Origin of the sequence: Methylobacterium sp. Leaf465 (genome assembly GCF_001424705.1) — a bacterium.
Lineage (GTDB): Bacteria > Pseudomonadota > Alphaproteobacteria > Rhizobiales > Beijerinckiaceae > Methylobacterium.
The window spans coordinates 466309-490397 of sequence record NZ_LMRA01000012.1 but is presented as its reverse complement, the minus strand read 5'-3'; the positions used below and the strand labels follow the sequence as shown (position 1 = coordinate 490397).

24 protein-coding genes are annotated in these 24089 nt (G+C 70.5%); 14 read left to right on the top strand and 10 right to left on the bottom strand.

Annotated elements, in window-relative coordinates:
- Nucleotides 1-23 precede the first annotated feature (23 nt).
- From ASG51_RS10720 to ASG51_RS10700, 5 genes are all read left to right on the top strand, one after another.
- Nucleotides 24-1643 carry a glycosyltransferase family 61 protein gene (locus ASG51_RS10720; protein ID WP_056380709.1) on the top strand — a complete coding sequence of 540 codons (1620 nt, stop codon included), beginning with the start codon at nucleotides 24-26 and terminating at the stop codon, nucleotides 1641-1643.
- A 105-nt stretch (nucleotides 1644-1748) separates the two neighbouring features.
- Nucleotides 1749-2306, top strand: a complete 558-nt coding sequence (locus ASG51_RS10715) for an ankyrin repeat domain-containing protein (protein ID WP_056222680.1) — start codon at nucleotides 1749-1751, stop codon at nucleotides 2304-2306.
- Nucleotides 2307-2377: 71 nt separating this feature from the next.
- Nucleotides 2378-4144: a PQQ-binding-like beta-propeller repeat protein gene (locus ASG51_RS10710; protein WP_056380851.1), complete on the top strand. Its 1767-nt coding sequence runs from the start codon at nucleotides 2378-2380 to the stop codon at nucleotides 4142-4144.
- A 94-nt stretch (nucleotides 4145-4238) separates the two neighbouring features.
- The gene (locus tag ASG51_RS10705) at nucleotides 4239-4661 is read left to right on the top strand and encodes an acyl-CoA thioesterase (RefSeq protein WP_056380707.1); all 423 of its coding nucleotides are present in this window, start codon (nucleotides 4239-4241) and stop codon (nucleotides 4659-4661) included.
- Nucleotides 4658-5812 carry an endo-1,4-beta-xylanase gene (locus tag ASG51_RS10700; RefSeq protein ID WP_056380705.1) on the top strand — a complete coding sequence of 385 codons (1155 nt, stop codon included), beginning with the start codon at nucleotides 4658-4660 and terminating at the stop codon, nucleotides 5810-5812. The genes ASG51_RS10705 and ASG51_RS10700 overlap by 4 nt, the downstream gene beginning before the upstream one ends.
- Before the next feature lie 67 nt (nucleotides 5813-5879).
- On the opposite strand, the gene ASG51_RS10695 is transcribed toward ASG51_RS10700, so the two are convergent.
- Nucleotides 5880-6788, bottom strand: coding sequence for an alpha/beta hydrolase (locus ASG51_RS10695; protein WP_056380703.1), 909 nt, complete (start codon nucleotides 6786-6788; stop codon nucleotides 5880-5882).
- A 146-nt stretch (nucleotides 6789-6934) separates the two neighbouring features.
- On the bottom strand, nucleotides 6935-7915 hold the full coding sequence (locus tag ASG51_RS10690; RefSeq protein ID WP_200941336.1) for a lytic transglycosylase domain-containing protein: 981 nt from the start codon (nucleotides 7913-7915) through the stop codon (nucleotides 6935-6937).
- A gap of 138 nt (nucleotides 7916-8053) precedes the next feature.
- Between ASG51_RS10690 and ASG51_RS10685 the strand changes: the two genes are divergently transcribed.
- From ASG51_RS10685 to ASG51_RS24065, 4 genes are all read left to right on the top strand, one after another.
- Nucleotides 8054-9682, top strand: coding sequence for an ABC transporter ATP-binding protein (locus ASG51_RS10685; RefSeq protein ID WP_056380701.1), 1629 nt, complete (start codon nucleotides 8054-8056; stop codon nucleotides 9680-9682).
- 11 nt (nucleotides 9683-9693) lie between these two features.
- Nucleotides 9694-10914: a phosphopentomutase gene (locus ASG51_RS10680; RefSeq protein ID WP_056380698.1), complete on the top strand. Its 1221-nt coding sequence runs from the start codon at nucleotides 9694-9696 to the stop codon at nucleotides 10912-10914.
- A 19-nt stretch (nucleotides 10915-10933) separates the two neighbouring features.
- On the top strand, nucleotides 10934-11125 hold the full coding sequence (locus tag ASG51_RS10675; protein WP_056222663.1) for a DUF1192 domain-containing protein: 192 nt from the start codon (nucleotides 10934-10936) through the stop codon (nucleotides 11123-11125).
- A 207-nt stretch (nucleotides 11126-11332) separates the two neighbouring features.
- On the top strand, nucleotides 11333-11494 hold the full coding sequence (locus ASG51_RS24065) for a hypothetical protein (RefSeq protein ID WP_156389656.1): 162 nt from the start codon (nucleotides 11333-11335) through the stop codon (nucleotides 11492-11494).
- Between the two features lie 9 nt (nucleotides 11495-11503).
- On the opposite strand, the gene ASG51_RS10670 is transcribed toward ASG51_RS24065, so the two are convergent.
- The gene (locus ASG51_RS10670) at nucleotides 11504-12598 is read right to left on the bottom strand and encodes a helix-turn-helix transcriptional regulator (RefSeq protein ID WP_056380697.1); all 1095 of its coding nucleotides are present in this window, start codon (nucleotides 12596-12598) and stop codon (nucleotides 11504-11506) included.
- Nucleotides 12599-12850: 252 nt separating this feature from the next.
- Here ASG51_RS10670 and ASG51_RS10665 point away from each other — a divergent pair, with 252 nt between their 5' ends.
- The 5 genes from ASG51_RS10665 (at nucleotide 12851) to ASG51_RS10645 (ending at nucleotide 16423) form a co-directional block, all read left to right on the top strand.
- Nucleotides 12851-13498, top strand: coding sequence for a TetR/AcrR family transcriptional regulator (locus ASG51_RS10665; protein WP_056222983.1), 648 nt, complete (start codon nucleotides 12851-12853; stop codon nucleotides 13496-13498).
- A gap of 78 nt (nucleotides 13499-13576) precedes the next feature.
- Complete coding sequence (locus ASG51_RS10660) at nucleotides 13577-14029, top strand: DUF2852 domain-containing protein (protein ID WP_056351113.1); 453 nt, start codon at nucleotides 13577-13579, stop codon at nucleotides 14027-14029.
- 184 nt (nucleotides 14030-14213) lie between these two features.
- A complete protein-coding gene (upp, locus tag ASG51_RS10655; RefSeq protein WP_056222654.1) occupies nucleotides 14214-14855 on the top strand; it encodes a uracil phosphoribosyltransferase in 642 nt (213 codons plus the stop codon).
- A 123-nt stretch (nucleotides 14856-14978) separates the two neighbouring features.
- Entirely contained in the window at nucleotides 14979-15989 is a 1011-nt protein-coding gene (locus tag ASG51_RS10650) for an NAD(P)H-quinone oxidoreductase (RefSeq protein WP_056380694.1), read from the top strand.
- A 131-nt stretch (nucleotides 15990-16120) separates the two neighbouring features.
- A complete protein-coding gene (locus ASG51_RS10645) occupies nucleotides 16121-16423 on the top strand; it encodes a hypothetical protein (RefSeq protein WP_056222648.1) in 303 nt (100 codons plus the stop codon).
- Nucleotides 16424-16451: 28 nt separating this feature from the next.
- On the opposite strand, the gene ASG51_RS10640 is transcribed toward ASG51_RS10645, so the two are convergent.
- From ASG51_RS10640 to ASG51_RS10610, 7 genes are all read right to left on the bottom strand, one after another.
- Nucleotides 16452-17333, bottom strand: a complete 882-nt coding sequence (locus ASG51_RS10640) for a 3-hydroxybutyryl-CoA dehydrogenase (RefSeq protein ID WP_056222980.1) — start codon at nucleotides 17331-17333, stop codon at nucleotides 16452-16454.
- 189 nt (nucleotides 17334-17522) lie between these two features.
- Complete coding sequence (locus ASG51_RS10635) at nucleotides 17523-18470, bottom strand: FAD-binding protein (protein ID WP_056380693.1); 948 nt, start codon at nucleotides 18468-18470, stop codon at nucleotides 17523-17525.
- Nucleotides 18471-18571: 101 nt separating this feature from the next.
- Nucleotides 18572-19321, bottom strand: a complete 750-nt coding sequence (locus ASG51_RS10630) for an electron transfer flavoprotein subunit beta/FixA family protein (protein WP_056274741.1) — start codon at nucleotides 19319-19321, stop codon at nucleotides 18572-18574.
- 240 nt (nucleotides 19322-19561) lie between these two features.
- Nucleotides 19562-20134 (bottom strand): cob(I)yrinic acid a,c-diamide adenosyltransferase, encoded by a 573-nt coding sequence (locus ASG51_RS10625; protein WP_056380691.1) that lies wholly within the window; start codon nucleotides 20132-20134, stop codon nucleotides 19562-19564.
- 163 nt (nucleotides 20135-20297) lie between these two features.
- A complete protein-coding gene (locus ASG51_RS10620) occupies nucleotides 20298-20858 on the bottom strand; it encodes an acyloxyacyl hydrolase (RefSeq protein WP_244472653.1) in 561 nt (186 codons plus the stop codon).
- Between the two features lie 258 nt (nucleotides 20859-21116).
- Complete coding sequence (locus tag ASG51_RS10615) at nucleotides 21117-21302, bottom strand: twin transmembrane helix small protein (protein WP_056222977.1); 186 nt, start codon at nucleotides 21300-21302, stop codon at nucleotides 21117-21119.
- A 92-nt stretch (nucleotides 21303-21394) separates the two neighbouring features.
- Nucleotides 21395-24031, bottom strand: coding sequence for a TIGR02302 family protein (locus ASG51_RS10610; protein WP_056380689.1), 2637 nt, complete (start codon nucleotides 24029-24031; stop codon nucleotides 21395-21397).
- Nucleotides 24032-24089 lie beyond the last annotated feature (58 nt).

Here is a 24089-nt window from a genome sequence, read left to right as displayed (position 1 = left end):
GGAAAAGGGTCCGCAGCGGCCGGATGCTGCGCGCCCGTCGCTCCGCCGAGGCCGGAAACACCGCACGGGGCGATTTATCGCGCCTCGCCTGCGTGCCCGCCATCCTCGCCATGGCAACGCGGCCGAGCGCGATCCTGATCCTCTGCGATGAACTCGTTCCCGGACTCGAACCGTTCGGACGCCGCTTCATTCAGGCGCCGATCTGTCTCGTCACCGCCAATCCCGATCTCGCGACCCGGGCTCCGGGCGATGTCACCGTGGCATGCGGCCGCCTGGACGATCGGCGCTGGCTGCGCGGGCTGGCACGCTTTCACGGCCCGAGCCTGATCGTCGACCAGCGTCGCTGTTCCGAGGCCGAACGGGCTTTCGCCTTCGCCGTCCTCTATCCCATGCTGGCCCGGGGCGGCGTCTACGCGGTGCCGGAGCGCACGGGATTCCGGGCGCGCCTGCCCGCCCTGAACCCGTCGGCGCGCCTCCTCGACCAGCGGCTCGCGGCCGTGGGCGGAGGGGACCGACGCCACGGCGGGTACCGGATGGTGGGCAAGCCGGATGCCGCTCCCGCTTCGATCCGCCTCCGGCCCGCGGCCGAGATCCCGGCCCCCTCGGCGATCTCCATCGATGCACCGCCGTATCGGCGGGCCCTCGCCGAACTGGTCGGGGCGCCGCCGCGGATCGCCGACTTCGCGGCGCGGTTCTCCGGCTCCGAGGCCGTGCCCCCCGGGGCACGCGTCTACCGATTCCGGGATGCCCGCGTCTTCGGGTTCGCACTGGTTCAGGTGGGCGATGCCCTGGTCGAGGAGAGCCTCATCAACCGCGATCGCGGCGATTATCTCGGCGCCCTGACGCTGGCGCCCGACGGAACGGGTTCGGTTCACCACACCCTCCCCCATCCGCGCCGGGTGTCCGGCCGCACGGTGCATCTCTGGCAGCTCTGGGCCGAGAATTACGGGCACTGGCTCATCGAGTGCCTGCCCCGTCTCCACGTCGCCGCCCGCGCCGGTCTGCTCGACGGCGCCAAGGTCACCGTTCACGCCATTCCGGCGATGGAAACGGTCTACCGGGACTCCTTGGCGGCCCTGGGCATCGGCGCGGATCGGATCGTCTGGCTCACGCAGCGCGAGGTCGTGTTCGCGGAACTGGTCTATCCGACCCCGATCACCCGGCAGCCGATCACCAAGTCGCCCCTCGTCATCGACTCCGCGCGGGAGATCCGCCAGCGGATCGGCCCCCCGCCCGAGCCGCTGGCGGAGCGGATCTACGTCAGCCGCAACCGCAACGCGCGGCGGCGCCTCGTCAACGAGGCGGAGGTGATCGCCGTGCTGGCGGAGCGCGGCTACCGAACCGTTCATCCGGAGACAGAGTGTTTCGCGCGCCAGGTCCAGATCTTCGCCGCCGCACGCTTCGTCATCGGCGGGATGGGGGCCGCCCTCAGCAACCTCGCCTTCGCCGAGCCCGGCGTGCGCTGCCTGATGCTGACCAACCAGGACATGCTCGACGACTTCTTCCTCGATCTCGTCGGCCTCGTGCGCGGCACCTACGTCTGCATCCACGGCAGCAGCGCCGCACCGGATCTCGGGATGCAGTCCGACTACGCGATTCCGATCGACATCCTGCGAGACACCCTCGACCGCCACGGGTTCTGACGGCGGCCGCAAAGAATCCGCCCCTCCGTTCCTCGACACCTGCGCCCGCGGAGCTAGGTTGCGCGCAGGACCGCCGCCGCATCGCGCCCCAGACCGGACAGACCGATGGATCCCGAGACTTCTTCGACAGGCGAGACGTCGCCGAAACCCGAGCTCGACGCCGACACCCTGGCCTTCGCCGCCCGGGTCTTCCAGTACGCCCGCATGGGGCACGCGGAGGATCTCGCGACACTGTTCGGGCAGGGCCTGCCGGCGAACCTGCGCAACGACAAGGGCGACAGCCTGCTGATGCTCGCCGCCTATAACGGGCAGGCCGAGGCGACGCGGGTGATCCTGGAGGCGGGCGGCGACCCCGAACTCGCCAACGACCGGGGCCAGACGCCGCTGGCCGGCGCCGCCTTCAAGGGTGACATGGCCATCGCCGGCCTGCTCCTCGCCCACGGCGCCCAGGTCGACGGCACGGGGACGGGGAGCCGGACCGCCCTGATGACCGCGGCGATGTTCAACCGCACCGAGATGGTCGCGTTGCTCCTCGCCCACGGCGCCGATCCGGATGCCCGGGACGGCTCGGGGCTCACCGCCGCCGCCCTGGCGGGCTCCATGGGCGCCGCCGACACGCCCGCGCAGCTCGCCGGGGCCGGACGCCCGGGCGCGCCGGGCTGATCGGAACCGTTCCCGTCCCAGAATCCGCTGCGGATCGCCCGGCCACGGGGCAACCGAGGTGAGGAATGCTCATGCCGAACACGTTTTGCCGCGGACTCACCGCCCTCATTCTCGCGAGCCTGCCGGGGGCGGCCCTGGCGGCCGACGACTGGCCGATGTTCGGCCGCGACCACACCAACCAGCACTTCTCGCCGCTCACCGGGATCGACCGGGGCAACGTCAAGGCCCTGCGCCCGGCCTGGATCTTCCAGACCGGCATCACCGGCTACTTCCAGGCGGAACCCGTGATGGTGGACGGGACGCTCTACGTCTCGACCACCCAGAACCACGTCGCCGCCCTCGATGCGCGCAGCGGACGGGTGCTGTGGACCTACACCCACAAGGCGCGCACGGAGAAGATCTTCGGGCCGCCCTCGAACCGGGGCGTGGCCGTCTCCGGCGGCAAGGTCTTCGAGGCGACCATGGACGGGCGGATCATCGCCCTCGACGCGTCCACCGGAAAGGTCCTGTGGGACCACGAGGCGGTACGCCCGGAGGAGGGGGAATCGGAGACCGCCTCGGCCCTGGCGGACACGCTCGGGGCCGGCACGGTCCAGGGGTCGAGCCGCCTCGGCTTCAAGATGCCGCCCCTGGTGGCCGACGGCCTCGTCATCGTCGGCGTCGCCGGCGCCGGCTACGGCCTGCACGTGGAAGACGCCAAGGGCGGCCTCGACGGCGGCGCGGTGGTGGGCATCGAAGGCGGCTACGGCCGCCGCGGCTGGCTCGCGGCCTACGACGCCGCCACGGGGGCCGAGCGCTGGCGCTGGTACGTGACCAAGTCGGACGGCTGGGAGGGCGCCTTCTCGGCGACCACGCCCGACGGGGTGCCGCTGCACCGGGACATCGCCGCCGAGAAGGCCGCCGCCCCGGCCCACCCGGAAGCCTGGCGGGTCGGGGGCGGCTCGCTCTGGATGACGCCGGCCTACGACCGGGATCTCGGGCTGATCTACGTCGGCACCGGCAATCCGGCGCCGCAGAATTTCGGCCTCTCGCGCCCGGGCGACAACCTCTACACCATGAGCCTCGTCGCCCTCGACGTCCGTACGGGGCAATTGCGCTGGTACTATCAGCAGGTCCCGCACGACGAGTGGGGCTACGACGTGGCGAGCCCGCCCTTCCTCCTCGACCAGCCGACGCCGCAGGGCCCGGTCAAGGCCGTGGCGCAGGGCTCGAAGACCGGCTGGCTCTACGTCCACGACCGCATGACGGGGAAACTTCTGGCGAAGTCCGAGCCGCTGATCGCCCAGAAGAACCTCTACGCGCCCCCGACCGAAACCGGAACGGTGGTCAGTCCCGGACCGCTCGGGGCGATCTCCTGGCACCCGGTGGCCTACGATGCGCAGCGAGGGACCGCCTTCGCCCAGGTCCGGCACGGAGCGACCACCTACGTGGTCCGAACGGTCCCCGCCTCGGGCGACCGGCCGGCGATCCGCTACACCGAGACCACCGAGGCCAAGGGCGAACCGAGCTTCAGCACCCTGACGGCGGTGGACCTCGCCCGGGGCGGCGCGATCAAGTGGACGGTGAAGGGCGGCAGCCGGCTCTCCGGCGGCACGCTGGCCACCGCCTCGGGCCTCGTCTTCTCCGGTGAGGAGGACGGCCATCTCGACGCCCACGATGCCGAGACCGGTGCGATCCTGTGGCGCTTCCAGTGCGGCGCCGGCATCGGCGGCCCGCCCATCACCTACGCCCTCGACGGCCGGCAGTACGTCGCGGTGGCGGCCGGCGGCGCCTCCTTCACCAAGGGGTCCGGCTTCGGCACCGGCGACGCCCTCGTGGTCTTCGCACTGCCGGATTGAGAACCTGGCCGCTCCACGGCCGATGTGACATGACGGCGCGGGCGGCGCACGGCTTGCGTGCGCCGGTCCAGCGCAACCAGAGACCCTCTCCTCCATGACGACCGACGCCTCCGCATCGCACCAGCCCGACGACCGCGGCCCGCCCGTGGTGCGCACCATCGCGATGCCGGCCGACACCAACCCGGCCGGGGACATCTTCGGCGGCTGGCTGATGGGCCAGATGGATCTCGCGGCCGGCAACATCGCCGCCCGGCGCTCCCGGGGCCGCTGCGCCACGATCTCGGTGGAGGCCATGACCTTCCACCGACCGGTCATCGTCGGCGACGAGGTGAGCATCTACGCCTGGATCGTGCGGGTCGGCCGCACGTCCATGGGCATCCAGGTGGAGGTCTGGCGCCGGGAGCGCGAGGGCGAGGAGACCATGAAGGTCACCGAAGGACTCTTCACCTTCGTGGCGATCGGCCCGGACCGCCGGCCCCGGGTGATCCCGCCGGAGCCCGAGACCGCCGGGGCGTGAGCCGTCCCGGCCCCTCCCGCCGAGCCGTCCTCGGCGGCGCTCTCGGCCTTGCCGGGAGTCCCGTCTTCGCAGCAGGGCCCGGCTTCGCCGCGGCGCCTTCGTGGTCGGAGGACAGCCTCCAGGCGGCGGCCGCGCGCAAGGGGGTGGCCTACGGCTCGGCGGTGAACGGCGTCACCCTGCGGCAGGACCCGGCCTACGGGCGCGCCCTGGCTCGGGAGGCCGGCATCCTCGTGTCCGAGAACGCGATGAAGCTGACCTATGCCTGGCGGGCACCGGACAGCCTCGATTTCACCTACGCGGACGAAGTCGCGGCCTTCGCGAAGGCCAACCGCCAGCGCCTGCGCGGCCACACCCTGGTCTGGCACGAGGGCCTGCCGGCCTGGGTCGGCGAACGGCTCGCGGCGGGGGAGGGCGAAGCCTTTTTGCGCAGCTGGATCGGCGCCATGGCCGGTCGCTATCGGGGGCAAATCGAGGCCTGGGACGTGGTCAACGAGATCTGCGGCCCCCAGGACGGGCGCCCGGACGGGCTGCAGCGCACCCGGTGGCTCGCGGCGCTGGGGCCTGCTTACGTCGATCTCGCCTTCCGCATCCAGCACGCGGTCGCACCGGACGCCGCTGGGGTCTGGAACGAGAACGATCTCGAACTCGACGCGGACTGGATCGACCAGCGCCGCGCGATGGTGCTGCGGACCCTGGAGGGGATGCGCCGCCGCGGCGTGCCGATCCGCCGGCTCGGCCTGCAGGGGCACCTCTACGCGAAACACCCGCTGAACCAGGACAAGCTGCGCACCTTCCTGCGCGAGGTGGCCGGCCTCGGGCTCGCCATCGAGGTCACGGAACTCGACGTCAACGACCGGACCTACCCCGCCGACCTGGATGCCCGCGACCGGGCGGTGTCCGACCTGGTCCGCCGCTTCCTCGACGTGGTCCTGGACGAGGCGGCGGTGCTCAACGTCCTCACCTGGGACATCACCAACCGAAACACCTGGCTCAACGCCAATCCCGAGCGCCGGCGCCCCGACGGGCTGCTCCAGCGTGCCCTGCCGCTGGATGAGCACCTCGCGCGCACGCCGCTCTGGTCGGCGATGCGCCGGGCCTTCGCCGATGCGCCGGACCACCGGCGGGCGCGGGACGCCTTGCGCGGCGCCTGAGCCCCTGGAATCTGTCTTGTCGTCTGTCGTTTCGGGATAATCGGTTTTAGCTGCGCCCCGACAGATCCTAGTGGGGCACCATCCGCGCCTGCTGCGGTCGCTCACCGGCGTGCTGGCGCAGGAAGGCCGCCATCTCGGCGAGCTCGGGGGCCTTCGACCGGAAGGTCACGGAGAGCGCCAGCAGGGTGTCGGCATGGTCGAGCCCCGCATAGATCCGCTCCTGCACCGGCACGCGGGCAGCGCGCAGCCGCGCGGCGAGGCTGCGCGTGTTGGAAGGGCGCACGGTGGTGTCGCCGTCGCCGGAGGCGAGGAAGGCCGGCGGCGAGTGCGGGCCCGCGAAGGTGATGGGCTGGGTCGCCGCCGTGTCGGGGGCCTCGCCGAACAAGTCCGTGGCGGTGCCGGCATCCAGCGGCAGGAAGTCGTAGGGACCGGACAGGCCCGCCACCGCCCGGATCACCCGCGGATCGACGCCGGCCCGGCGCAGGTAGGACGGGTTGAGCGCGAGCATCACTGCATTGTAGGCGCCGGCCGAATGCCCGGCGAGGACCACCCGGCTCGGGTCGCCGCCATAGGCGGCGATGTTCCGCTCGACCCACGCCAGGGCCTGCGCCCCGTCGTCGAGGAAGTCCGGGAACCGGACCTCCGGATAGAGCCGGTAATCCGGCAGCACGGTCACGAAACCCTGCGCCGCGAGGGCCTGTCCGACGAAGGCATAGTCCTCCTTCGCGCCGTTCTTCCAAGAGCCACCGTAGAAGAACACCAGCACGGGGGCGCCGGTGGGGCCGGCCACGGGGGTGAAGACGTCGAGCCGCTGGCGCGGATGGGCGCCGAACGCGGCGTCCTTCAGGCTGATCCGTCCGCCCTGGTCCCGGGGACCGATCGCGTCGAAGAAGGCGAGGGGGGAGCAGGCCGTGATGCCGAGCGCGACGAGCGCGAGTCCGGCGAGGCTGGCAAGGACGGCAAGAACCCGGGTCATGCATCTCTCTGTTGGGGGGCGAGCCCCCTGTGACAGGGCCGGCGCGGCGGATTCATGGCGCGAATGCAATTCATGGCGCGAGGTCGATTCGTAGCGACCTGTCGCGTCGCGGTGCGAAGCGGGTCCTCAGGTTCTTGGCGTCCCGATCAGGTTCTGAGGACGAGGCAGGCGCCGCCCACCTGCCGGATGCGCCCGCACAGGCCGTCGGCGGCCTCCCGGCTCTGGGCCGGGATGCGGATGCGGTAGAAGGCGCGGGTGCCGCGGCTGCGCAGGCGGGTGCCGATGATCATCGGACGAACTTCGCCGATCACGCTTGTGTAGAGCTTCCGTGTTCGCGCGAAGCTCTGCAGCGCCAGCGATTTCGAGAAGTTTCCGGCAAGCTGGATGCCCCAGGGCGCCGCCGGCCCCTCGTTTCCGCCGAGGGCGAACCGGTCGCCGCGCGACGGAATGCGCAGCGCCGCCGTTACCTTGAGGCAGCTGGTCTCGGAATTGGCCCCGGGCTCCGAAGCCGCGGCCTCGGATTTCTTCGGTCCGAGATCCTTGGTCTCCGGCGTCTTGGTCTCTTGCGTCTTGGTCGAACCGTCCTTCGCTTTCGGCGCGTCCTCCTCGGGCATCTCGATCGCCGCGCCCGGGCGCCAGGCTTCCGCGGGCGAGCCCGTGATCGCCAGGACGTAGTTCCGGGTCTCGGTAGGCAGGCCGCCGCTGCCCGCGAGCCAGGCCGAGACCCGGCCCGGCCCGCCGTTGTAAGCCGCCGCCGCCAGCCCGAGATTGCCGAATTGCCGGTTGAGGTCGGCGAGCAGATGAGCCGCGTGCGGGATCGCCTGCTCGGGATCGAACGGATCGGTCAGGCCGCGCTCCCGGGCCGTGCCCGGCATGAACTGGGCGACGCCCTGCGCGCCGACGGGGCTCACGGCGGTGACCCGGAAGGCGCTCTCGCGCCAGATCAGGCGCGTCAGGAACGGCACCGGCAGGCCGCGGGCCTTGGCCGAGCCCTCGATGAGGCGGCACAGGGCCTGTTCGACCGTCTCCGTCGCGCCCTCGGCGGCGGCGCGAGCCGACCCTGGGGCTAGGACACCGAGGAGGAGGGACAGCAGGGCGGCGGAGAGACGGCGAAGGGGCAAGGTCACGGTCGGGTTGTAGAGCGTGCGCGCCGACGATCAATTACAAACGCCCCCGACCGCGTCGCATCCGCGTTCGCCGATCCCGTCCGCCCACGCTATAACCCGCGTGTTGGCGAATTCCGCCGCGCTGCAGAACAGGCCTCGATGCCCGAAACGCTCCTCGACGTTCAGGATCTGTCGGTCGCCTTCCGGACGCGGGAGCGCGAGACCCGCGCCGTGGATCGCGTGAGCTTCACCATCACGGCCGGAGAGACGCTGGCCCTCGTGGGGGAATCCGGCTCGGGCAAGTCGGTGACGGCCCTCTCGATCCTGCGCCTCCTCGACGGCAGCGCCTACCATCCGGGCGGCCGCATCCTGTTCAAGGGCGAAGATCTGCTGACCCTCCCGGAGAAGCGCCTGCGCGGCATCCGCGGCGCCGACATCACCATGGTGTTCCAGGAGCCGATGACCTCCCTGAACCCGCTGCACACGATCCAGCGGCAGATCGGCGAGGTGCTGGAGGTGCATCGCGGACTGTCCGGTCGCAAGGCGCGGGCCCGCATCCTCGAACTGCTCGAACTGGTCGGGCTGCGCGACGCCGAGCGCCGCCTCAACGCCTATCCGCACGAGCTCTCGGGCGGACAGCGCCAGCGCGTGATGATCGCCATGGCGCTCGCCTGCGAGCCCGACCTGCTTGTGGCCGACGAACCGACCACCGCCCTCGACGTGACCGTCCAGGCGCAGATTCTCACCCTGCTGGCCGACCTGCAGAAGCGCCTCGGCATGGCGATGCTGTTCATCACCCACGACCTCGGCATCGTGCAGCGCATCGCCGACAACGTCTGCGTCATGCTCGCCGGGCGCGTCGTCGAGGCCGGCCCGGTGGCGGAGATCTTCGCCCGGCCGCAGCACGACTACACCCGCCGCCTCCTCGCCTCGGAGCCGAAGGGCCGGGCCAACCCGGTTCCCCCCGATGCCGGGCGCCTCCTGGAGGCCGGCCCGCTCAAGGTCTGGTTCCCGATCCGCGAGGGTTGGCTGCGCCGGACCACCAGCCACGTGAAGGCGGTGGACGGGGTGTCCCTGCAGGTCCGGGCCGGCGAGACCGTCGGGGTCGTCGGCGAATCCGGTTCGGGCAAGACCACCCTCGGCCTGGCGCTCCTGCGCCTCACCGGCTGCGAGGGCCCCATCGTGTTCCTCGGCCGCTCCATCGCGGGCCTGCCGCCCGCCGCCATGCGCCCAATCCGACGCGACATGCAGGTGGTCTTTCAGGACCCCTACGGCTCGCTCTCGCCGCGCATGACGGTGGCGGACATCGTCGCCGAGGGGCTGGTGGTCCAGGGCGCGGTGAAGACGCGGGCCGAGCGGCAGGCGGTCGTCGCCAAGGCCCTCGACGATGTCGGCCTCGATCCGGCGACCATGAACCGCTACCCGCACGAGTTCTCCGGCGGCCAGCGGCAGCGCATCGCCATCGCGCGGGCCATCGTGCTCAAGCCCAAATTCGTCGTCCTGGACGAGCCGACCTCGGCCCTCGACCGCTCGGTCCAGGCCCAGATCGTCACCCTCCTGCGCGACCTGCAGCGCGAGCGCGGGCTCGCCTACCTGTTCATCAGCCACGACCTCAAGGTGGTGCGGGCGCTGGCGAACTACGTGCTGGTGATGCAGAACGGCCGCGTCGTCGAGGAGGGCCCGGCCGAGGATATCTTCGCCGCGCCGAAGACCGCCTACACCCAGGCGCTGTTCGCCGCCGCCTTCGATCTCCAGAGCGACGCCGTCGCCGATCCGATCCCGGCCTGAGGGGAACGGGCATGCCGCGCGCCTTCCTCATCGTGCTCGATTCCGTCGGCATCGGCGGCGCGCCGGATGCTGCTCGCTACGGCGATGCCGGGTCCGATACGGTCGGACACATCGCCCGCGCCTGCGCCGAGGGGCGGGGCGACCGGGCTGGCCTGCGGCAGGGCCCCCTGGCACTCCCGAACCTGGCCCGCCTCGGCCTCGGGCTGGCGGCGATGGGCGCGACCGGCGCGGTGCCGCCCGGTCTCGCGATCCCCGGCGCCCCGACGGGCGCCTACGGCCACGCGGTCGAGGTCGCCGCCGGCAAGGACACACCCTCGGGTCACTGGGAGATCGCCGGCGTGCCGGTCCGCGAGCCCTGGGGCTACTTCCCCGTCGCGGTCCCGACCTTCCCGGCCGCGCTGACGGAGGCGCTGATCGCGCGAGCCGGCCTGCCGGGCATCCTCGGCGACTGCCACGCCGCCGGCGTCGCGATCATCGACAGCCTGGGCGCCGAGCATGTCCGGACCGGCCGGCCGATCTGCTACACCTCCGCCGACAGCGTCTTCCAGATCGCGGCGCACGAGGACAGCTTCGGGCTGGAGCGACTCTACGACACCTGCCGGATCGCCCGCGAGCTCTGCGACGCCTACCGGGTCGGCCGGGTCATCGCCCGGCCCTTCGTCGGCAGCGCGCAGGACGGGTTCCGGCGCACCGCCAACCGCAAGGACTATGCGGTCGAACCGCCCGGCCGGACCCTCCTGGACGTGCTCCGAGCCTCCGGGCGGAGCGTCGTCAGCGTGGGCAAGATCGGCGACATCTTCGCCCACCGGGCGACCGGGCAGGAGATCAAGGTTGGCGGCAACACCGCGTGTCTCGATGCCGCGCTGACGGCATTCGCGGCGCTGCCGGAGGGCGGCCTCGTCTTCCTCAACCTCGTCGACTTCGACACCGAGCATGGCCATCGCCGGGACGTGCCCGGCTACGCCGCCGAACTCGAACGCTTCGACGCCCGGCTGCCCGAGATCCACGACGTGCTGCGTCCCGGAGACCTCTGCATCATCACTGCGGACCACGGCAACGATCCGACCTGGGGCGGAACCGAACACACCCGGGAACAGGTTCCCGTGCTGGCCTTCGGCCCAAGCGTCACGCCGGGGTCCCTGGGCCGGCGCGAGACCTTCGCCGATATCGGCGCGACCCTCGCGCAGCATCTCGGGGTCGCGCGCCTCGATGCGGGGACGGGCTGGCACTGACGGACGAGAGGGGAGCACCATGCGCGACGAGGACGACCGAGCCATCCGGCAGACCATCGCTCACCGGGTCGGCGAACCGTTGGACACGCTGTCGGTCGAGGATCTCGAGGAGCGGATCCGCCTGTTGCGGTCCGAGGTGGAGCGGCTGGAGGCGGCGCGGCACGCCAAGAAGGCGGCCTTGGAGCGGGCGGGCTCCCTCTTTCGGCTCTAGGGCCTCCCCCGAAGGAATCGCTTTAAAGTTACATTTCCTGCGAAGGAATTCCCGCTTTCCCCCAAATGGGGGATGAAGGCCGCCCAACCCCACGCTTGAATACTCTCCAAACCACGGGCGAGGGCGGTCATGCTGGAGAGATGGACGATGGCGCCATGGATGCGCCGGCGGGTTGCGCGACACGTGCGGCGGGGCACGAGCGATCGGATGATCGCCTGCCTGATCAATCCGGCCCCGGCGCCCTTACCCGACAGCGTCGCGCCGACCGCGAACGGCGCCGAGATCACCGTCCAGTATGATCTTTCGAACGTTATCCTGTTCCGCGCCCTCGCGGCGAATCGGGTGGGCGGCGGCCGGGACGCCCGGTGACCTCCGCCGTCACCGGATCAGGCTGAGGCCCGAGATCAGCCGGGCCAGGTCGACCTGGCGCGTCACACCTGTCTTGGCGAAGATCGCCTTGACCTGACCGCGAATGGTTTCCGGCCGCACGCTCTGCTGCGCGGCGAGGATCGCGATGGTGACGCCGTCCGCGATGCCCCGCGCGATCCGCGCCTCGGCCGCCGTCAGGTCGAACAGACCGGCCAGCAATTCGGTGCCCGGGACGGGACGCGGCAGGACCGGGGCGGCGATCATCAGGAGGGTGCCGCCACCGAAGACGTCCTGGGCCTGCCCGCGCATGGGCAGCAGGTGGAGAACCATGGCGGGATGGTCGTCGTCGGCCGGGATCGGAATGGAGCGCGCCGCCTGCGCCCGCTGACCGGCGAGCACGTCCGCCATGAGGGCGTCCGCACCGGGATGAGCAAGGGCGACCCGCTCGCGTTGATCGCGCACCACCCGCGGCACGAGGCCGGTGAAACTCGCATTGCGTTCCTGCAGGCGCCCGTGGCGTGAGAGGACGGCCGCCGGGAGGCCCAGCACCTCCAGGGCGCCCACCGCGGCGCGTGCCCGTTCCAGCTTCAGCCGGGCTGAGACGAGGGCCGCGCGGCCCAGATGCGGCCGCAGGGTGTCGAGGACCACCGTCGCGGCCTGCGGCACCGGACCGTCCGTGTAGCGCCGCTCGATGCTGAAGATCAGCGTGTCGCCGGTGGTCAGCGGGCAGGCGGTGGCGGCACCCCATCCGAGCCCGCGCGGACGCAGGAATTGCTGGATCAGGACGTCCTGCTCCAGTTCGGCCTGGGTGTAGACGTCCTGCTCGCGGATGAAGCCCGCATGGCGGGCGGCGAGAAGCTTCGCCGTGCGCTGACCGGCGCTGCTCCAGCCCCCGGCGGCGAAATCGGCCATGACCTGATCGAGGGATTCGCTGTTGATCCAGCGATGGGTTTCGAGATCGGCCGCGATCAGGACCGTTCCCTGGGCGCCGGCGATGGCGGCGAGTCGGTCCAGGACCGCAGGCCACAGCTCGGGCAGGATCGCCGCCTCGTAGATGAGGTCCGTCAGGGTTTCGAAATCACCCTGTCCCGTCGACTGCCGCACGGCTCGTGATCCACAGCCCAAGGTTTCTACTTCGTAAATATCATGGGGGCAAAGCTTCGCGCCCGACAAGCGTCTTCGGGACGGAATCCCGTGATCTGCCCGTCGGATACGGGAAACCAGACGGGATTCGACCTCCGTGGCCTCGGGGAGGTCTCGTCAGCCGATCCCTTCGTGTTAGGGGAAGGGGCGACGGGGAACCTTCGGCCGACACGACCGGTCCTGTCGATGCGGAGCGGGGGCGGGGAGTTTGGCGTGCGGCATTGGCGCGAAGGACCGGGTGACCGGCGAAGCTACCACCACGGCAACCTCAAGGAGGCGCTGATCGAGGCGGCGCGCCGCTTCATTGCCGAGCGCGGCATCGGCGGCTTCACGCTGGTGGATGCGGCCCGCCTCGTCGGCGTCACGCCGGCGGCGCTCTACCGCCATTTCCGCGGGCGCGAGGCCCTGCTCGAAGAGGTGGCCGGCCGCGGCTTCGCCGACCTCGCCGAGCGCCTCGCCCGCGCCCTCACGGCCAAGGGCACGCCGCTGGAGCGGTTCACCCGGATGGGCGAGGCCTATCTGGCTTTCGCCGAGGAAGAACCCGGCTACTACGCGGCGATCTTCGAGACCCGCGGCCTCGCCGCCGCCGAACCGAACGCAGTGCCGAGCCTCCGACCGAGCCCGTTCGACCTCTTGGTGGAGGCCCTTCAAGCGACCTTTCCCGAGGGGTTCGGCGGCGTCGCGCCCCGGTTCATCGCCCTGGAGGTCTGGGCCCTCGCACACGGCCTCGCAACCCTCTCCGCGTCCGGACACCTGCCGAAATCCGCCGGCATGCCGGACAAGTATGAGCTGCTCCGCGCGGGCGTGCTCGCCCTCGTCCACGGCGCAGCAGCCGGCGGCCGGACGCGCGAACAGGCCTGACCGATTGAGCGCCCCTTGAAAGCGCGTCGCTCCATCCGCAAGTGAATGTCGTTCACATTTACATTGGAGCCGTGAGCCGTGAGCTTCTCTTCCTCCCCCTTCACCACCGGGAAGGTCTGCCGTAGCGGCCCCTTCCCCAAGCGATCCCTCGAAATCGGCGCCATCGTCGTCGCCTTCGTCTACTGGTGGCCCTTGGCCGCCGCCTACATCGCCTGGAAGGTCGCGGGGTATCCTGCGCTCAGCGAGTTGCGGGGCCTCGCCGGCCGCGGCTTCTCGTGGAACGCGAGCGCCACGCGCTCGCGCTTCGCCGCGGCGTTCGAGTCCGCCAATGGCGGCAGCACCGGCAACCTCGCCTTCGATGCCTACCGCCGCAGCGAGATCGAGCGGCTCGATGCGCAGCGCCGGGCCCTGCAGGAGGAGAGCCGCGCCTTCGCCGAGTTCGTCGAGGAGCTGAAGCGGGCCAAGGACCGCGAGCAGTTCGACGCCTTCATGCAGAAGCGCCGCAGCGCGGACGCCACCCGCGCGGTCTGAGCGACCTCTCCGCCGAAATGGAATGACGCGAGGGCTTCCGGCGCAGTTCGGGAGCCCTTTTTGCCGGGCGCAATCCGTCCGAAGACCTCGCTCGCAATCCCGCGATGCTCTAGAAATCCGGTCCCGGTCTTGCCTCGGTCTCCCGCCGCCCAGGATCAGACCTCGGCTTCATGGAGATCCAGCGATGCAGCCAGCCGCCGCGACCGTCCGGGTGGTGGACCACCCCCTCGTGCAGCACAAGCTGACCCTGCTGCGCCAGCGCGAGCGTTCGACCAAGGGCTTCCGGCAGATCCTCAACGAGATCGGCATGCTGCTGGCCTACGAGGTCACCCGGGACCTGCCCCTGGAGACGGTGACGATCGAGACGCCGATCCAGTCGATGGAGGCGCCGCAGATCGCCGGCAAGAAGCTGGTTCTGGCGCCAATTCTGCGGGCCGGCGTCGGCTTCCTCGACGGCATGCTGTCCCTGGTGCCCTCGGCCCGCGTGGCACATGTGGGGCTCTACCGCGACCCCGAGACTCTGGAAGCGGTGGAATACTACTTCAAGGCGCCCTCCGATCTGGTCGACCGGACGGTCCTCGTGCTCGACCCGATGCTCGCGACCGCGAACTCGGCGGTGGCGGCGATCAACCTCCTGAAGCAGCGCGGCGCGCAGGACCTGCGCTTCGTCTGCCTGCTCGCGGCCCCGGAGGGCATCGCCCGCCTGCAGGCCGCCCACCCGGATGTCCCCGTCTGGACCGCCGCCATCGACAGCCACCTCAACGACCACGGCTACATCGTCCCGGGCCTCGGCGATGCCGGCGACCGGATGTACGGCACCCGCTGAGCACCGCCGGCGCGGCGTGATCTCGCCAAGCGGCGATCTTGCCGAGCCGTGATCTTGCCAAGCCATGATCTTGCCAAGTACCAGCCGGGCGGCACATGACGGGGCTTCCAGGAGGAGACCCCGATGACAGCCAGCCTGCCCGAGACCATGCGACAGATCCGCTTCACCTCTGCCGGCGGGCCGGATGTGCTGGCCCTGGAGACGGTGCCGCTGCCGCAGCCCGGGCCCGGCCAGGTGCTGATCGAAGTCGTCGCCGCCGGGATCAACCGGCCGGACATCCAGCAGCGCGAGGGCAAGTACCCGCCGCCGAAGGGTGCCACCGAGATCCCCGGCCTCGAGGTCGCCGGCCGCATCGTCGCCCTCGGTGAGGGCGTCTCAGGCTTCTCGGTCGGCGACGAGGTCTGCGCCCTGGTGATCAGCGGCGGCTACGCCGAGTTCGCCGTGGCCGAGATCGGCCAATGCCTGCCGAAGCCCGCGTCGCTCTCGCTGGTCGAGGCCGGGGGCCTGCCGGAGAACTACTTCACCGTCTACAGCACCGTGATCGAGCGCGGGCGGCTCAAGGCCGGCGAGTCTTTCCTCGTCCATGGCGGATCGAGCGGCATCGGATCGACCGCCATCCAGATCGCCAAGCATCACGGCGCCCGCGTCTTCGCCACCGCCGGCTCGGCCGAGAAGTGCGCCTTCTGCCGCGACCTCGGCGCTGAGGCGGCGATCAATTACCGCGAGGCCGACTTCGTCGAGGAGGTGAAGCGCCTCACCGACGGCAACGGGGTCGACGTCATCCTCGACATGGTCGGGGCGCCGTACCTCGCCAAGAACCTCTCGGCCCTGGCGATCGAGGGGCGCCTCGTGCAGATCGCCTTCATGCAGGGCTACAAGGTCGATGCCTTCAGCATGACCCCGATCATGATGAAGCGCCTGACCTTCACCGGCGCGACGCTCCGAGCCCGGCCGAAAGCCGAGAAGGCGGCGATCGCCGAAGGCCTTGCCCGGGACGTCTGGCCACTGCTCGAAGCCGGGACGATCCGCCCGGTGATCCATGCCACCTTCCCGTTGGAGGAGGCCCGCAAGGCGCACGAACTGATGGAGTCGAGCGCCCATCTCGGCAAGATCATGCTGGTGACCGGCCGCTAGGTCGAACCTCGGCGGGAACTCCGCTCTCGACCGTCGCGTTTCAGACCCGAGCTAGAATCACGGGCAGGATTCACGGGAATCGGTGCTCGGGTCGAAACATCGGTCTTCAGGACCGTACAAGCGAGGATCGCATGGCAGAGAATCTACACGGTCAGGAAGCCCGGCAGGGCAAGCGCGGCAAGCCGGTACTCTACGTCCTCGTGGCCAGCCTCGTGCTGCTCGCGATCGCCATCACCGGCCTGATGACCTGGCAGGGCGCGAACTCGCCCAAGGACTACGCCAGCCAGAGCCAGGACGCCTCCCGCCAGGAAGTGACGGGGTCCGTGAAGGGTTCGTCGAACGCGACGTCGTCGTCGAACACCGGTTCGGTTCCGGCCGCGAACCCGGCCTATCCGAGCCCGGCCCAGCCGGCCGCGAACGGCAACAAGCAGTAAGTCTGAAGGTCGTCCGTGCCGGTCCGCCTCAGCGGGTCGGCACGGGCGTTTCGCCGCGATAATCGTAGAAGCCGCGCTTGGACTTGCGGCCGAGCCAGCCGGCTTCGACGTATTTCACCAGCAGCGGACAGGGCCGATACTTCGAATCGGCCAGTCCCTCGTAGAGCACCTGCATCACGGACAGGCAGGTATCGAGGCCGATGAAGTCGGCCAGCTGCAGGGGCCCCATCGGGTGGTTCGCCCCGAGCTTCATCGCGGTGTCGATCGATTCCACCGAGCCGACGCCCTCATAGAGCGTGTAGATCGCCTCGTTGATCATCGGCAGCAGGATGCGGTTGACGATGAAGGCCGGGAAATCTTCCGACATCGTCGACGTCTTGCCGAGCTTGGCGATGAAGGCCTTGGCCGATTCGTAGGTCGGGTCTTCCGTGGCGATGCCGCGGATCAGCTCGACAAGCTGCATCACCGGCACCGGATTCATGAAGTGGATGCCGATGAAGCGCTCCGGCCGATCGGTCGAGGCGGCGAGTCGCGTGATCGAGATGGACGATGTGTTGGTGGCGATCAGGGCATCGGGTTTCAATGACGCGCAGAGCGTGCTGAAGATCTGGCGCTTGGTCGATTCGTCCTCGGTGGCCGCCTCGATGACGAGGTCGCAAGGCGCAAGGTCGTCGAAGCTCTCCGCCGCCACGATCCGCGAGACCGCGCTGCGACGCTGATCGTCCGCGATGGTGCCCTTGGCCACCTGACGGGCGAGATTGCCGTCCACGGTGGCGAGGCCGTTGTGGATGCGGGCCGGGTCGCGGTCGTTCAGGCGGACGTCGAGCCCCGCCATCGCGCAGACATGCGCGATACCGCTGCCCATCTGCCCGGCGCCGATGATGCCGACCGTCCTGATATCGATGCCCATCGTCTGCACTCGCACCCCTGGGTCGTCCCGCCGTCGCGGTCCGGGTCCCGCCCGGCCGCCGAGGACGCCCGTCTCGCTTATAACGTTTCGCGGCAGCAGCGTCCTAGAGCATTTCCACGCTGGAAGGCCATCCGTACCGGGCGATCGGTGCGCGCGCGGCGCGCACCGGCCGGACGTGCCTGTTCCGCCTCAGCCCTTCGCCTTGGCGATTTCAGCCTGCAGCTCGGGGACGATCTGGAACAGGTCGCCCACGAGGCCGTAATCCGCCACCTGGAAGATCGGTGCGTCCTCGTCCTTGTTGATGGCGACGATGACCTTCGAGTCCTTCATGCCGGCGAGGTGCTGGATCGCGCCCGAGATGCCCACCGCGACGTAGAGCTCCGGTGCCACCACCTTGCCGGTCTGCCCGACCTGCCAGTCGTTCGGGGCGTAGCCGGCATCGACGGCGGCGCGGGAGGCGCCCACGGCGGCGCCGAGGCTGTCGGCCAGGGGTTCGATCAGCTCCTTGAACTTGTCCGAGGAGCCCAGCGAACGGCCGCCGGACACGATGATCTTGGCTGCGGCCAGCTCGGGACGGTCGGACTTGGCGATCTCCTCGCCCTTGAAGCTCGACTTGCCCGAGGAGGCGGCCGCCTGGATCGGCTCGATCGGGGCGGCCGCACCGCCCTCGCCGGCGGGCTTGAAGGCCGCCATGCGGACGGTGATCACCTTCTTGCCGGCACCGGCCTGCACGGTCTGGATCGCGTTGCCGGCGTAGATCGGACGCTCGAAGGTGTCGGGGGAGACCACGCTGATGATGTCGGAGACCTGCGCCACGTCGAGGAGGGCGGCCACCCGCGGCAGCACGTTCTTGCCGGTGGTGGAAGCCGCAGCGACGACGTTGTCGTAAGGCTCCGCCAGGGCGACGAGCAGCGCGGCCGTCGGCTCGGCGAGGAGGTGGTCGTAGGTGGCGTCCTCGGCCAGCAGCACCTTCTCGATCCCGTCGAGCTTGGCGGCGGCTTCGGCGGCGGGGCGGCTGCCGGCGCCGGCCACGAGGGCGTGCACGGGTCCGCCCAGGGCGACGGCGGCCGTCAGAGCCTTCAGGCTCGCGTCGCGGACCGCGCCGTTGTCGTGCTCGATGAGGAGTAGGGTGGCCATGGTGTGCGAACCTCGAAATCGATCAGCAGGAGGGTCCCGGACCCCGTCTCACCCGCCGCGTCGGCGCGGCGGGGTCTTGAAGCCATCGGCGGGGCGGGGTCTCAGAGAACCCCGGCCTCGCCCTTCAGCTTCTGCACGAGTTCGGCCGGGGACCCGACCTTGATGCCGGCCTTGCGCCCGGCGGGCTCCACGGTCTTGAGCACGGTGACCCGCGGGGTCACGTCGACGCCGAGCGCATCGGGGGCCAGCTCCTCGAGGGGCTTCTTCTTCGCCTTCATGATGTTGGGCAGCGAGGCGTAGCGCGGCTCGTTGAGGCGCAGGTCGGTGGTGACGATGGCCGGCAGGGTCAGGGTCACGGTCTGGAGGCCGCCATCGATCTCGCGGGTGACGTCGATCGCGCCCTCGCCGAATTCGAGCTTGAAGGCGAAAGTACCCTGGGGCCAGTCGAGGAGGGCCGCCAGCATCTGGCCGGTCTGGTTCGAATCGTCGTCGATGGCCTGCTTGCCGAGGATGACGAGGCCGGGGGCCTCCTTCTCGACCAGGGCCTTCAGGATCTTGGCCACCGCCAGCGGCTCGACCACGCCGTCGGTCTTCACCAGGATCGCCCGGTCCGCGCCCATGGCGAGGGCGGTCCGAAGAGTCTCCTGCGCCTGCTGCGGACCGATCGAGACGGCGACGATCTCGGTGACCTTACCCTTCTCCTTCAGGCGAATCGCCTCCTCGACGGCGATCTCGTCGAAGGGGTTCATGGACATCTTGACGTTGGCGAGGTCCACGCCCGAACCGTCGGCCTTGACCCGGATCTTGACGTTGTAGTCGACGACCCGCTTGACGGGCACCAGAACCTTCATGGCGTTCACAATCCTCCGCGCGGATAATGTTTTTCGACCAGGCCGGCGCGGCGCGCAAAGGACCTCCGGGAAACCCGGATGTCCAGAACCCTGGTCATTGAGGCGGCGGACCGTAACGGCCTCATTTCCGCCTTGTCAACGCGCCCCGCCGCCGCCCGCCCCGACGAGTGTCGTCCGGCGCTGCGGACCGGCCGCACGGCCTCGGGCCCGCAGCTCCGTGGTATTCCGAATGCCTGGCTCTCAGCGATTCTTGCCCGGCACCCAGAGCACGTCGTCGGCGCCGTTGGCATTGGCGGTCCGGCTCGCCACGAACAGGAAGTCCGAGAGCCGGTTCAGGTATTGCAGGGCTTCCGGCGAGACGATCTCGCCCTCGGTGGCGGCCAGGGCCACCGCCAGGCGCTCGGCCCGCCGACACACCGTCCGGGCAAGATGCAGAGCGGCCGAGGCCGGCGATCCCCCGGGCAGCACGAAGGACTTCAGGGGCGAGAGGTCGGCATTCAGCGCGTCGATGTCGCGCTCGACCCGCTGCACCTGCGCGGCGACGATCCGCAGCGGCTCATATTTCGGCGGCTCGGCGCTTTCCGGTGTTGCGAGGTCCGCGCCGAGGTCGAACAGGTCATTTTGGATCGCGCTCAGCATGGCGTCGAGGCGCGAATCGGCATGCAGCCGCACGAGGCCGATGCAGGCATTGGTCTCGTCGACGGTGCCGTAGGTCTCGATCCGCAGATCCGCCTTCGAGCGCCGTTCGCCGCTGGCGAGGGCGGTCGAGCCCTTGTCGCCGGTTCGGGTGTAGATGCGGTTGAGGGTGACCACGATGGCGTCCGATCCTGAGCGGGGCTGGCAAGTGAGGCCTGCAGGAGCGGGAACCTAGCGCAGTTTGCCGCCGCTGGGAGTCGCTGAATCGGAATGAGAAGGGCCGGCTCCGCATCGGCGGAACCGGCCCCTGAGGCTCACGGCGGATGCGAGCGCGGCGAACTCAGAAGGTGTAGCCGAGCTTGCCGCCGAAATTGGTCAGGCCGCGGTTGTTCGCGCAGAGGCCGGCATTCGACATGTGCTCGACGGTGGCCATGATGCTCCAGTGCTCGGTGAGCCGGAAGCCGAGGGCGGCCGCCTCGCGGAAGAGCGGGTTGCAGCCCAGCGTGTTGAACCCGGCCGGGGCGGTCGGCTTCGGGCCCGTGTAGCCGTTATGGGCGCCGGCGCCGAAGAAGCCTTCGAGGAAGACGATGTTGTTCAGGGTCTGCGGGAAGAGATCCACGGTCCAGGTCGCGCCGATATAGGCGTAGCTGGTGCGGCCGCCGAAGTTGTAGCTGCCGCCGACGGTGGCCCGGGGCACGAAGGCCTGCCAGAACGGATCGACGCTCACCAGCGGCTTGGAGAACAGAATCTCGCCGTTGATGTTGCTGGTGTTGTGCTCGGCACTGCCGGGATCCTGCACGGCGCCGCCGATGCGGACCTCGGAGACGATGCTCAGGGGCTTCACAGGGCTGACATAGGCGGCCGGCGGCGCGGACGGGAAGTCGGCGGCCTGGACCGGCATGGCCGTGGCGAGCACGGCGGCGGCAGCGGCGAGGCGAAGCGGGTGGGACTGCATCGGGATGGTTCCGGGTTGACCGAACGTGTCTAGCATGCCCGCTTACGGCATCGGCAGGCATCGCACGTCGCGGGGCGGCGATAGCTGTGCGGTGAGACCTCCCGGCCACACTCGCTCCGTTCGGGCGCTCAGCCCGCCGGAGGGGGCGCCAGCGCCCCGGTCACGCACCGATCTCAGGACGCGACGGCGCCCCACGCGACGGGGTCAGGCCGAGCGCCACCAGACCACGCCCATGATGAAGATGATCGCCAGGAACTGCAGCAGAACGCGCAGGCGCATGAGCTTCTGCGAGAGGTTGGCGCTACCCCCGCGCATCATGTTGAACAGGCCTAGGATCAGGACCACCGCCACCGCGACGCAGGCGAGGAGCACGAGAGAGTTGGAGGAGATCACGGCGTCAGGTCTCGTGGCTGTCGGGTCGGGAATTATCGCTCCTCATATGGGCCCCTCCGGGGGAGGAGCCCAGGGGGCGGTTCGATGCGTCAATTGCGGCGCAGGAGACGCTCGAAGTAGTCGAGCTCCTCGCGCGGGCGGCTCGGGTCGCCGAGCTTGCGCCGCAGCTCCTCCATGATGCGGCGGGTGCGCTGCACGGTGGATTCGTCGGCCGTCGGCACGCGGGCATTGCCGTTGGTCATGTCGCGGCCCTTGGTGGGTCGGCCAAGGGGATCGTCGTCGCGGTTGCCGGCCTGGCCCTGCTGACTCGGCTTCTCGCCACCCTCGCCCTCGCCTTTCCCGTCGCCTTCCCCCTCGCCCTCGGCCATCTCCTGCATCTGCTTCTGCATGCCTTCGGCGCCGCGCTTGAGTCCGTCCAGGGCCCGGCCCTGGGCCTCGACCGCGTCGCCGTCCTTGCCCTGGCCGAGGGCACCCTCGGCCTCGCGCATGGCCTCCTCGGCATCGGAAAGGCCGTCCTCGCCCTGCATGCCGAGGTCCTTCATGCGGCGCTGCAGATCGTCCAGGCGCTCGCGAAGGGCCTGCTGGCGCTGACCGGCGCCGCCCTTCTGGCCCTCGCCCTTCTGACCCTGCTGTCCTTGTCCTTGCTGTCCTTGGCCCTGCTGTCCCTGTTGACCCTTCTGGCCTTCGCCCTGCTGGCCCGGCTGCCCGCGCTGCGGGCGCTGGCCCCGCTGACCCTGGCCCTGCTGTCCGCGCTTGTCCTGGCCGTCCTTGAAGGTCTCGTCGCGCAGGTCCTGCTGCTCGCGGGAGAGCTTGTCGAGCTCGTCGGCCTGCTTGCTCATCTCGCGGCTGTTGGGGTCGGACTTGCCGCCGGGCTCCGCGGTCTGGAGATTCTCGAGGATCTCGCGGAGCTGGTCGAGGAGTCGCTGCGCCTCCGCGGTGTCGCCGCGCTTCATGGCTTCGGCCATGTCGTTCAGCATCTTGTCGAGGTCGTCCGGCGTCACCGTCTTGGCGTTCGCGTTCGGCTGGCTCTTCTCGGCCTGGGGCTTGCCGTCCTTGCGCTGGCGCTCGGCCATGCCCTTCATGAACTTGTCGAGGGCCTGTTTCAGGTCCTCCGTAAGCTTCTTGATCTCCTCGTCGGGCGCGTTGCGCTCGATCGCCTGCTTGAGGTTGTCCTGGGCGGCGCGGAGGCTCTTCTCCGCATCCGAGAGGTCGCCGTCCTCGATCTTCAGGGCCATCTCCCAGAGGAGGTCAGCCACCGCCATCAGGGCCTCGTCGCTCCGCGCGGCCTTCAGGCGGCGCGAGGCGGCCTTGAGCCCGAGGTAGACGCTGGCCTGGGGCGTGAAGGTGTCGGGCGCGATGAGCAGTGCGTCGACGGCGGTCTGGACCCGGACGCGGCTGTCGTCGGGCGCGGTGATCAGGCGCCGGCGCTCCTCGGCCAGGGCGCGGGCCAGGGGTTGGGTGAAGACCCGCGCGGGCAGCGTCACCTCGGCGGTGGGCGTACGCCCCTCCTGACCGGCCTCGTCCTTCACCACCAGGGTCAGGCGCACGCGCGCGCCGGACCACGGATTGTCGGTGAGATCGACCAGGGTCTTGGTATCGCGCTCGCCGGTGGCGTCCGCCGGCAGGGCCAGGGCGATCCGCGGCGGCGGCACCAGGGCGCGGGTGTTGGCCAGGGGTTCCACCACCCCCTCGGCGGAGGCGATGCCGTAATCGTCCTTGGCGCGGTAGGTCAGGTTGAAGGTCCCGCGCGCGTTCACCTCAAGGGCACCGATGCGCTCCACCTCGGGGGGCGTGTCGGGAATCGTCTCGACCAGGAGGTGCTGCGTCGTGCCGCCCGCCGCGACGGTGAGGTCGGCGACACCGCCGGTGAGCTGGAACCGGTCCTCGCGCAGGTCCGCATGGGGCGGCTTGCCGGGCAGCGGCTTCAGACCGGCCTTCGGCGTCAGGACCGCCTCGCCCTGGCCGGCGATCCGGACGATCAGGGTCGCGTTCACCGGCGCGCGCAGGCGCTGCTGCTCGCCGTTCATCGTCACGACCAGGGGCGGCAGGCGGGTGTAGACGGGCGGATCGATCCAGCCGTCGACCCGGAAAGTCGGGCCGGGCGGTGGCGGCGCCTGCCAGTCGAAGGCGCCGAGGATGCGGGAGCGCCACTCGGTACCGGCCACGAACAGGCTCGCCACTGCCGCGACGATCAGGCCGGCCCGCAAGGCGAAGGGATCGCGCCGTGCCATGGCGGGCCGGGGCGGCGGCGGCTTCAGCCCGGCCACGGCCTCGGCCGCACGCGCCTGATGCAGCGCCCAGAGGGCGCGGGTCGCCGGGTCGGTGGTGCCGACCGCGAGGGTGTCCTCGATGGAGGAGGCGGGATTATGAGACAGCGTCCCGCCCCTGGCGGCGGCCGCGCGGTCGATCCGCGCGAGGGCCTCGCGGCGGGTGTCGCGCCGCAGGCCGGTCAGCGGCAGGAGCGCGGCGACGAACGCCAGGGCGAAGAGCAGAAGGCCAACGATCCGGCCCAGGGGCGGCAGGTCGAGCCAGAGCCCGAGCCAGGACAAGGCGAGGAAAGCCAGGATCAGCCCGAGGCCACGCCACAGGATCGGCCAGGCCCGCTCCCAGAGGCCGGCCGCCTGCGAGCGGGTGACCAGCCGGTCAAGCCGCTGGCGCAGCACCGGACCGCCGGTGCCCTGCTCTGGCCCGCTGCTCGTGGAGGTCGCCGGGTCGGCCTCGCCCATCGTGTCTGGCTCCTCGCGCGTCGCATCGGCGTCGCGCCTTCCCCGCAAGGCTAGCATG

Bases quoted from the DNA above. Each gene is read 5' to 3' on its own strand.
- ASG51_RS10720 (WP_056380709.1), top strand. From the start codon at position 24: ATGCTGCGCGCCCGTCGCTCCGCCGAGGCCGGAAACACCGCACGGGGC.
- ASG51_RS10715 (WP_056222680.1), top strand. From the start codon at position 1,749: ATGGATCCCGAGACTTCTTCGACAGGCGAGACGTCGCCGAAACCCGAG.
- ASG51_RS10710 (WP_056380851.1), top strand. From the start codon at position 2,378: ATGCCGAACACGTTTTGCCGCGGACTCACCGCCCTCATTCTCGCGAGC.
- ASG51_RS10705 (WP_056380707.1), top strand. From the start codon at position 4,239: ATGACGACCGACGCCTCCGCATCGCACCAGCCCGACGACCGCGGCCCG.
- ASG51_RS10695 (WP_056380703.1), bottom strand. From the start codon at position 6,788: ATGACCCGGGTTCTTGCCGTCCTTGCCAGCCTCGCCGGACTCGCGCTC.
- ASG51_RS10685 (WP_056380701.1), top strand. From the start codon at position 8,054: ATGCCCGAAACGCTCCTCGACGTTCAGGATCTGTCGGTCGCCTTCCGG.
- ASG51_RS10680 (WP_056380698.1), top strand. From the start codon at position 9,694: ATGCCGCGCGCCTTCCTCATCGTGCTCGATTCCGTCGGCATCGGCGGC.
- ASG51_RS10675 (WP_056222663.1), top strand. From the start codon at position 10,934: ATGCGCGACGAGGACGACCGAGCCATCCGGCAGACCATCGCTCACCGG.
- ASG51_RS24065 (WP_156389656.1), top strand. From the start codon at position 11,333: ATGATCGCCTGCCTGATCAATCCGGCCCCGGCGCCCTTACCCGACAGC.
- upp (WP_056222654.1), top strand. From the start codon at position 14,214: ATGCAGCCAGCCGCCGCGACCGTCCGGGTGGTGGACCACCCCCTCGTG.
- ASG51_RS10650 (WP_056380694.1), top strand. From the start codon at position 14,979: ATGACAGCCAGCCTGCCCGAGACCATGCGACAGATCCGCTTCACCTCT.
- ASG51_RS10645 (WP_056222648.1), top strand. From the start codon at position 16,121: ATGGCAGAGAATCTACACGGTCAGGAAGCCCGGCAGGGCAAGCGCGGC.
- ASG51_RS10640 (WP_056222980.1), bottom strand. From the start codon at position 17,333: ATGGGCATCGATATCAGGACGGTCGGCATCATCGGCGCCGGGCAGATG.
- ASG51_RS10635 (WP_056380693.1), bottom strand. From the start codon at position 18,470: ATGGCCACCCTACTCCTCATCGAGCACGACAACGGCGCGGTCCGCGAC.
- ASG51_RS10630 (WP_056274741.1), bottom strand. From the start codon at position 19,321: ATGAAGGTTCTGGTGCCCGTCAAGCGGGTCGTCGACTACAACGTCAAG.
- ASG51_RS10620 (WP_244472653.1), bottom strand. From the start codon at position 20,858: ATGCCGGTCCAGGCCGCCGACTTCCCGTCCGCGCCGCCGGCCGCCTAT.
- ASG51_RS10610 (WP_056380689.1), bottom strand. From the start codon at position 24,031: ATGGGCGAGGCCGACCCGGCGACCTCCACGAGCAGCGGGCCAGAGCAG.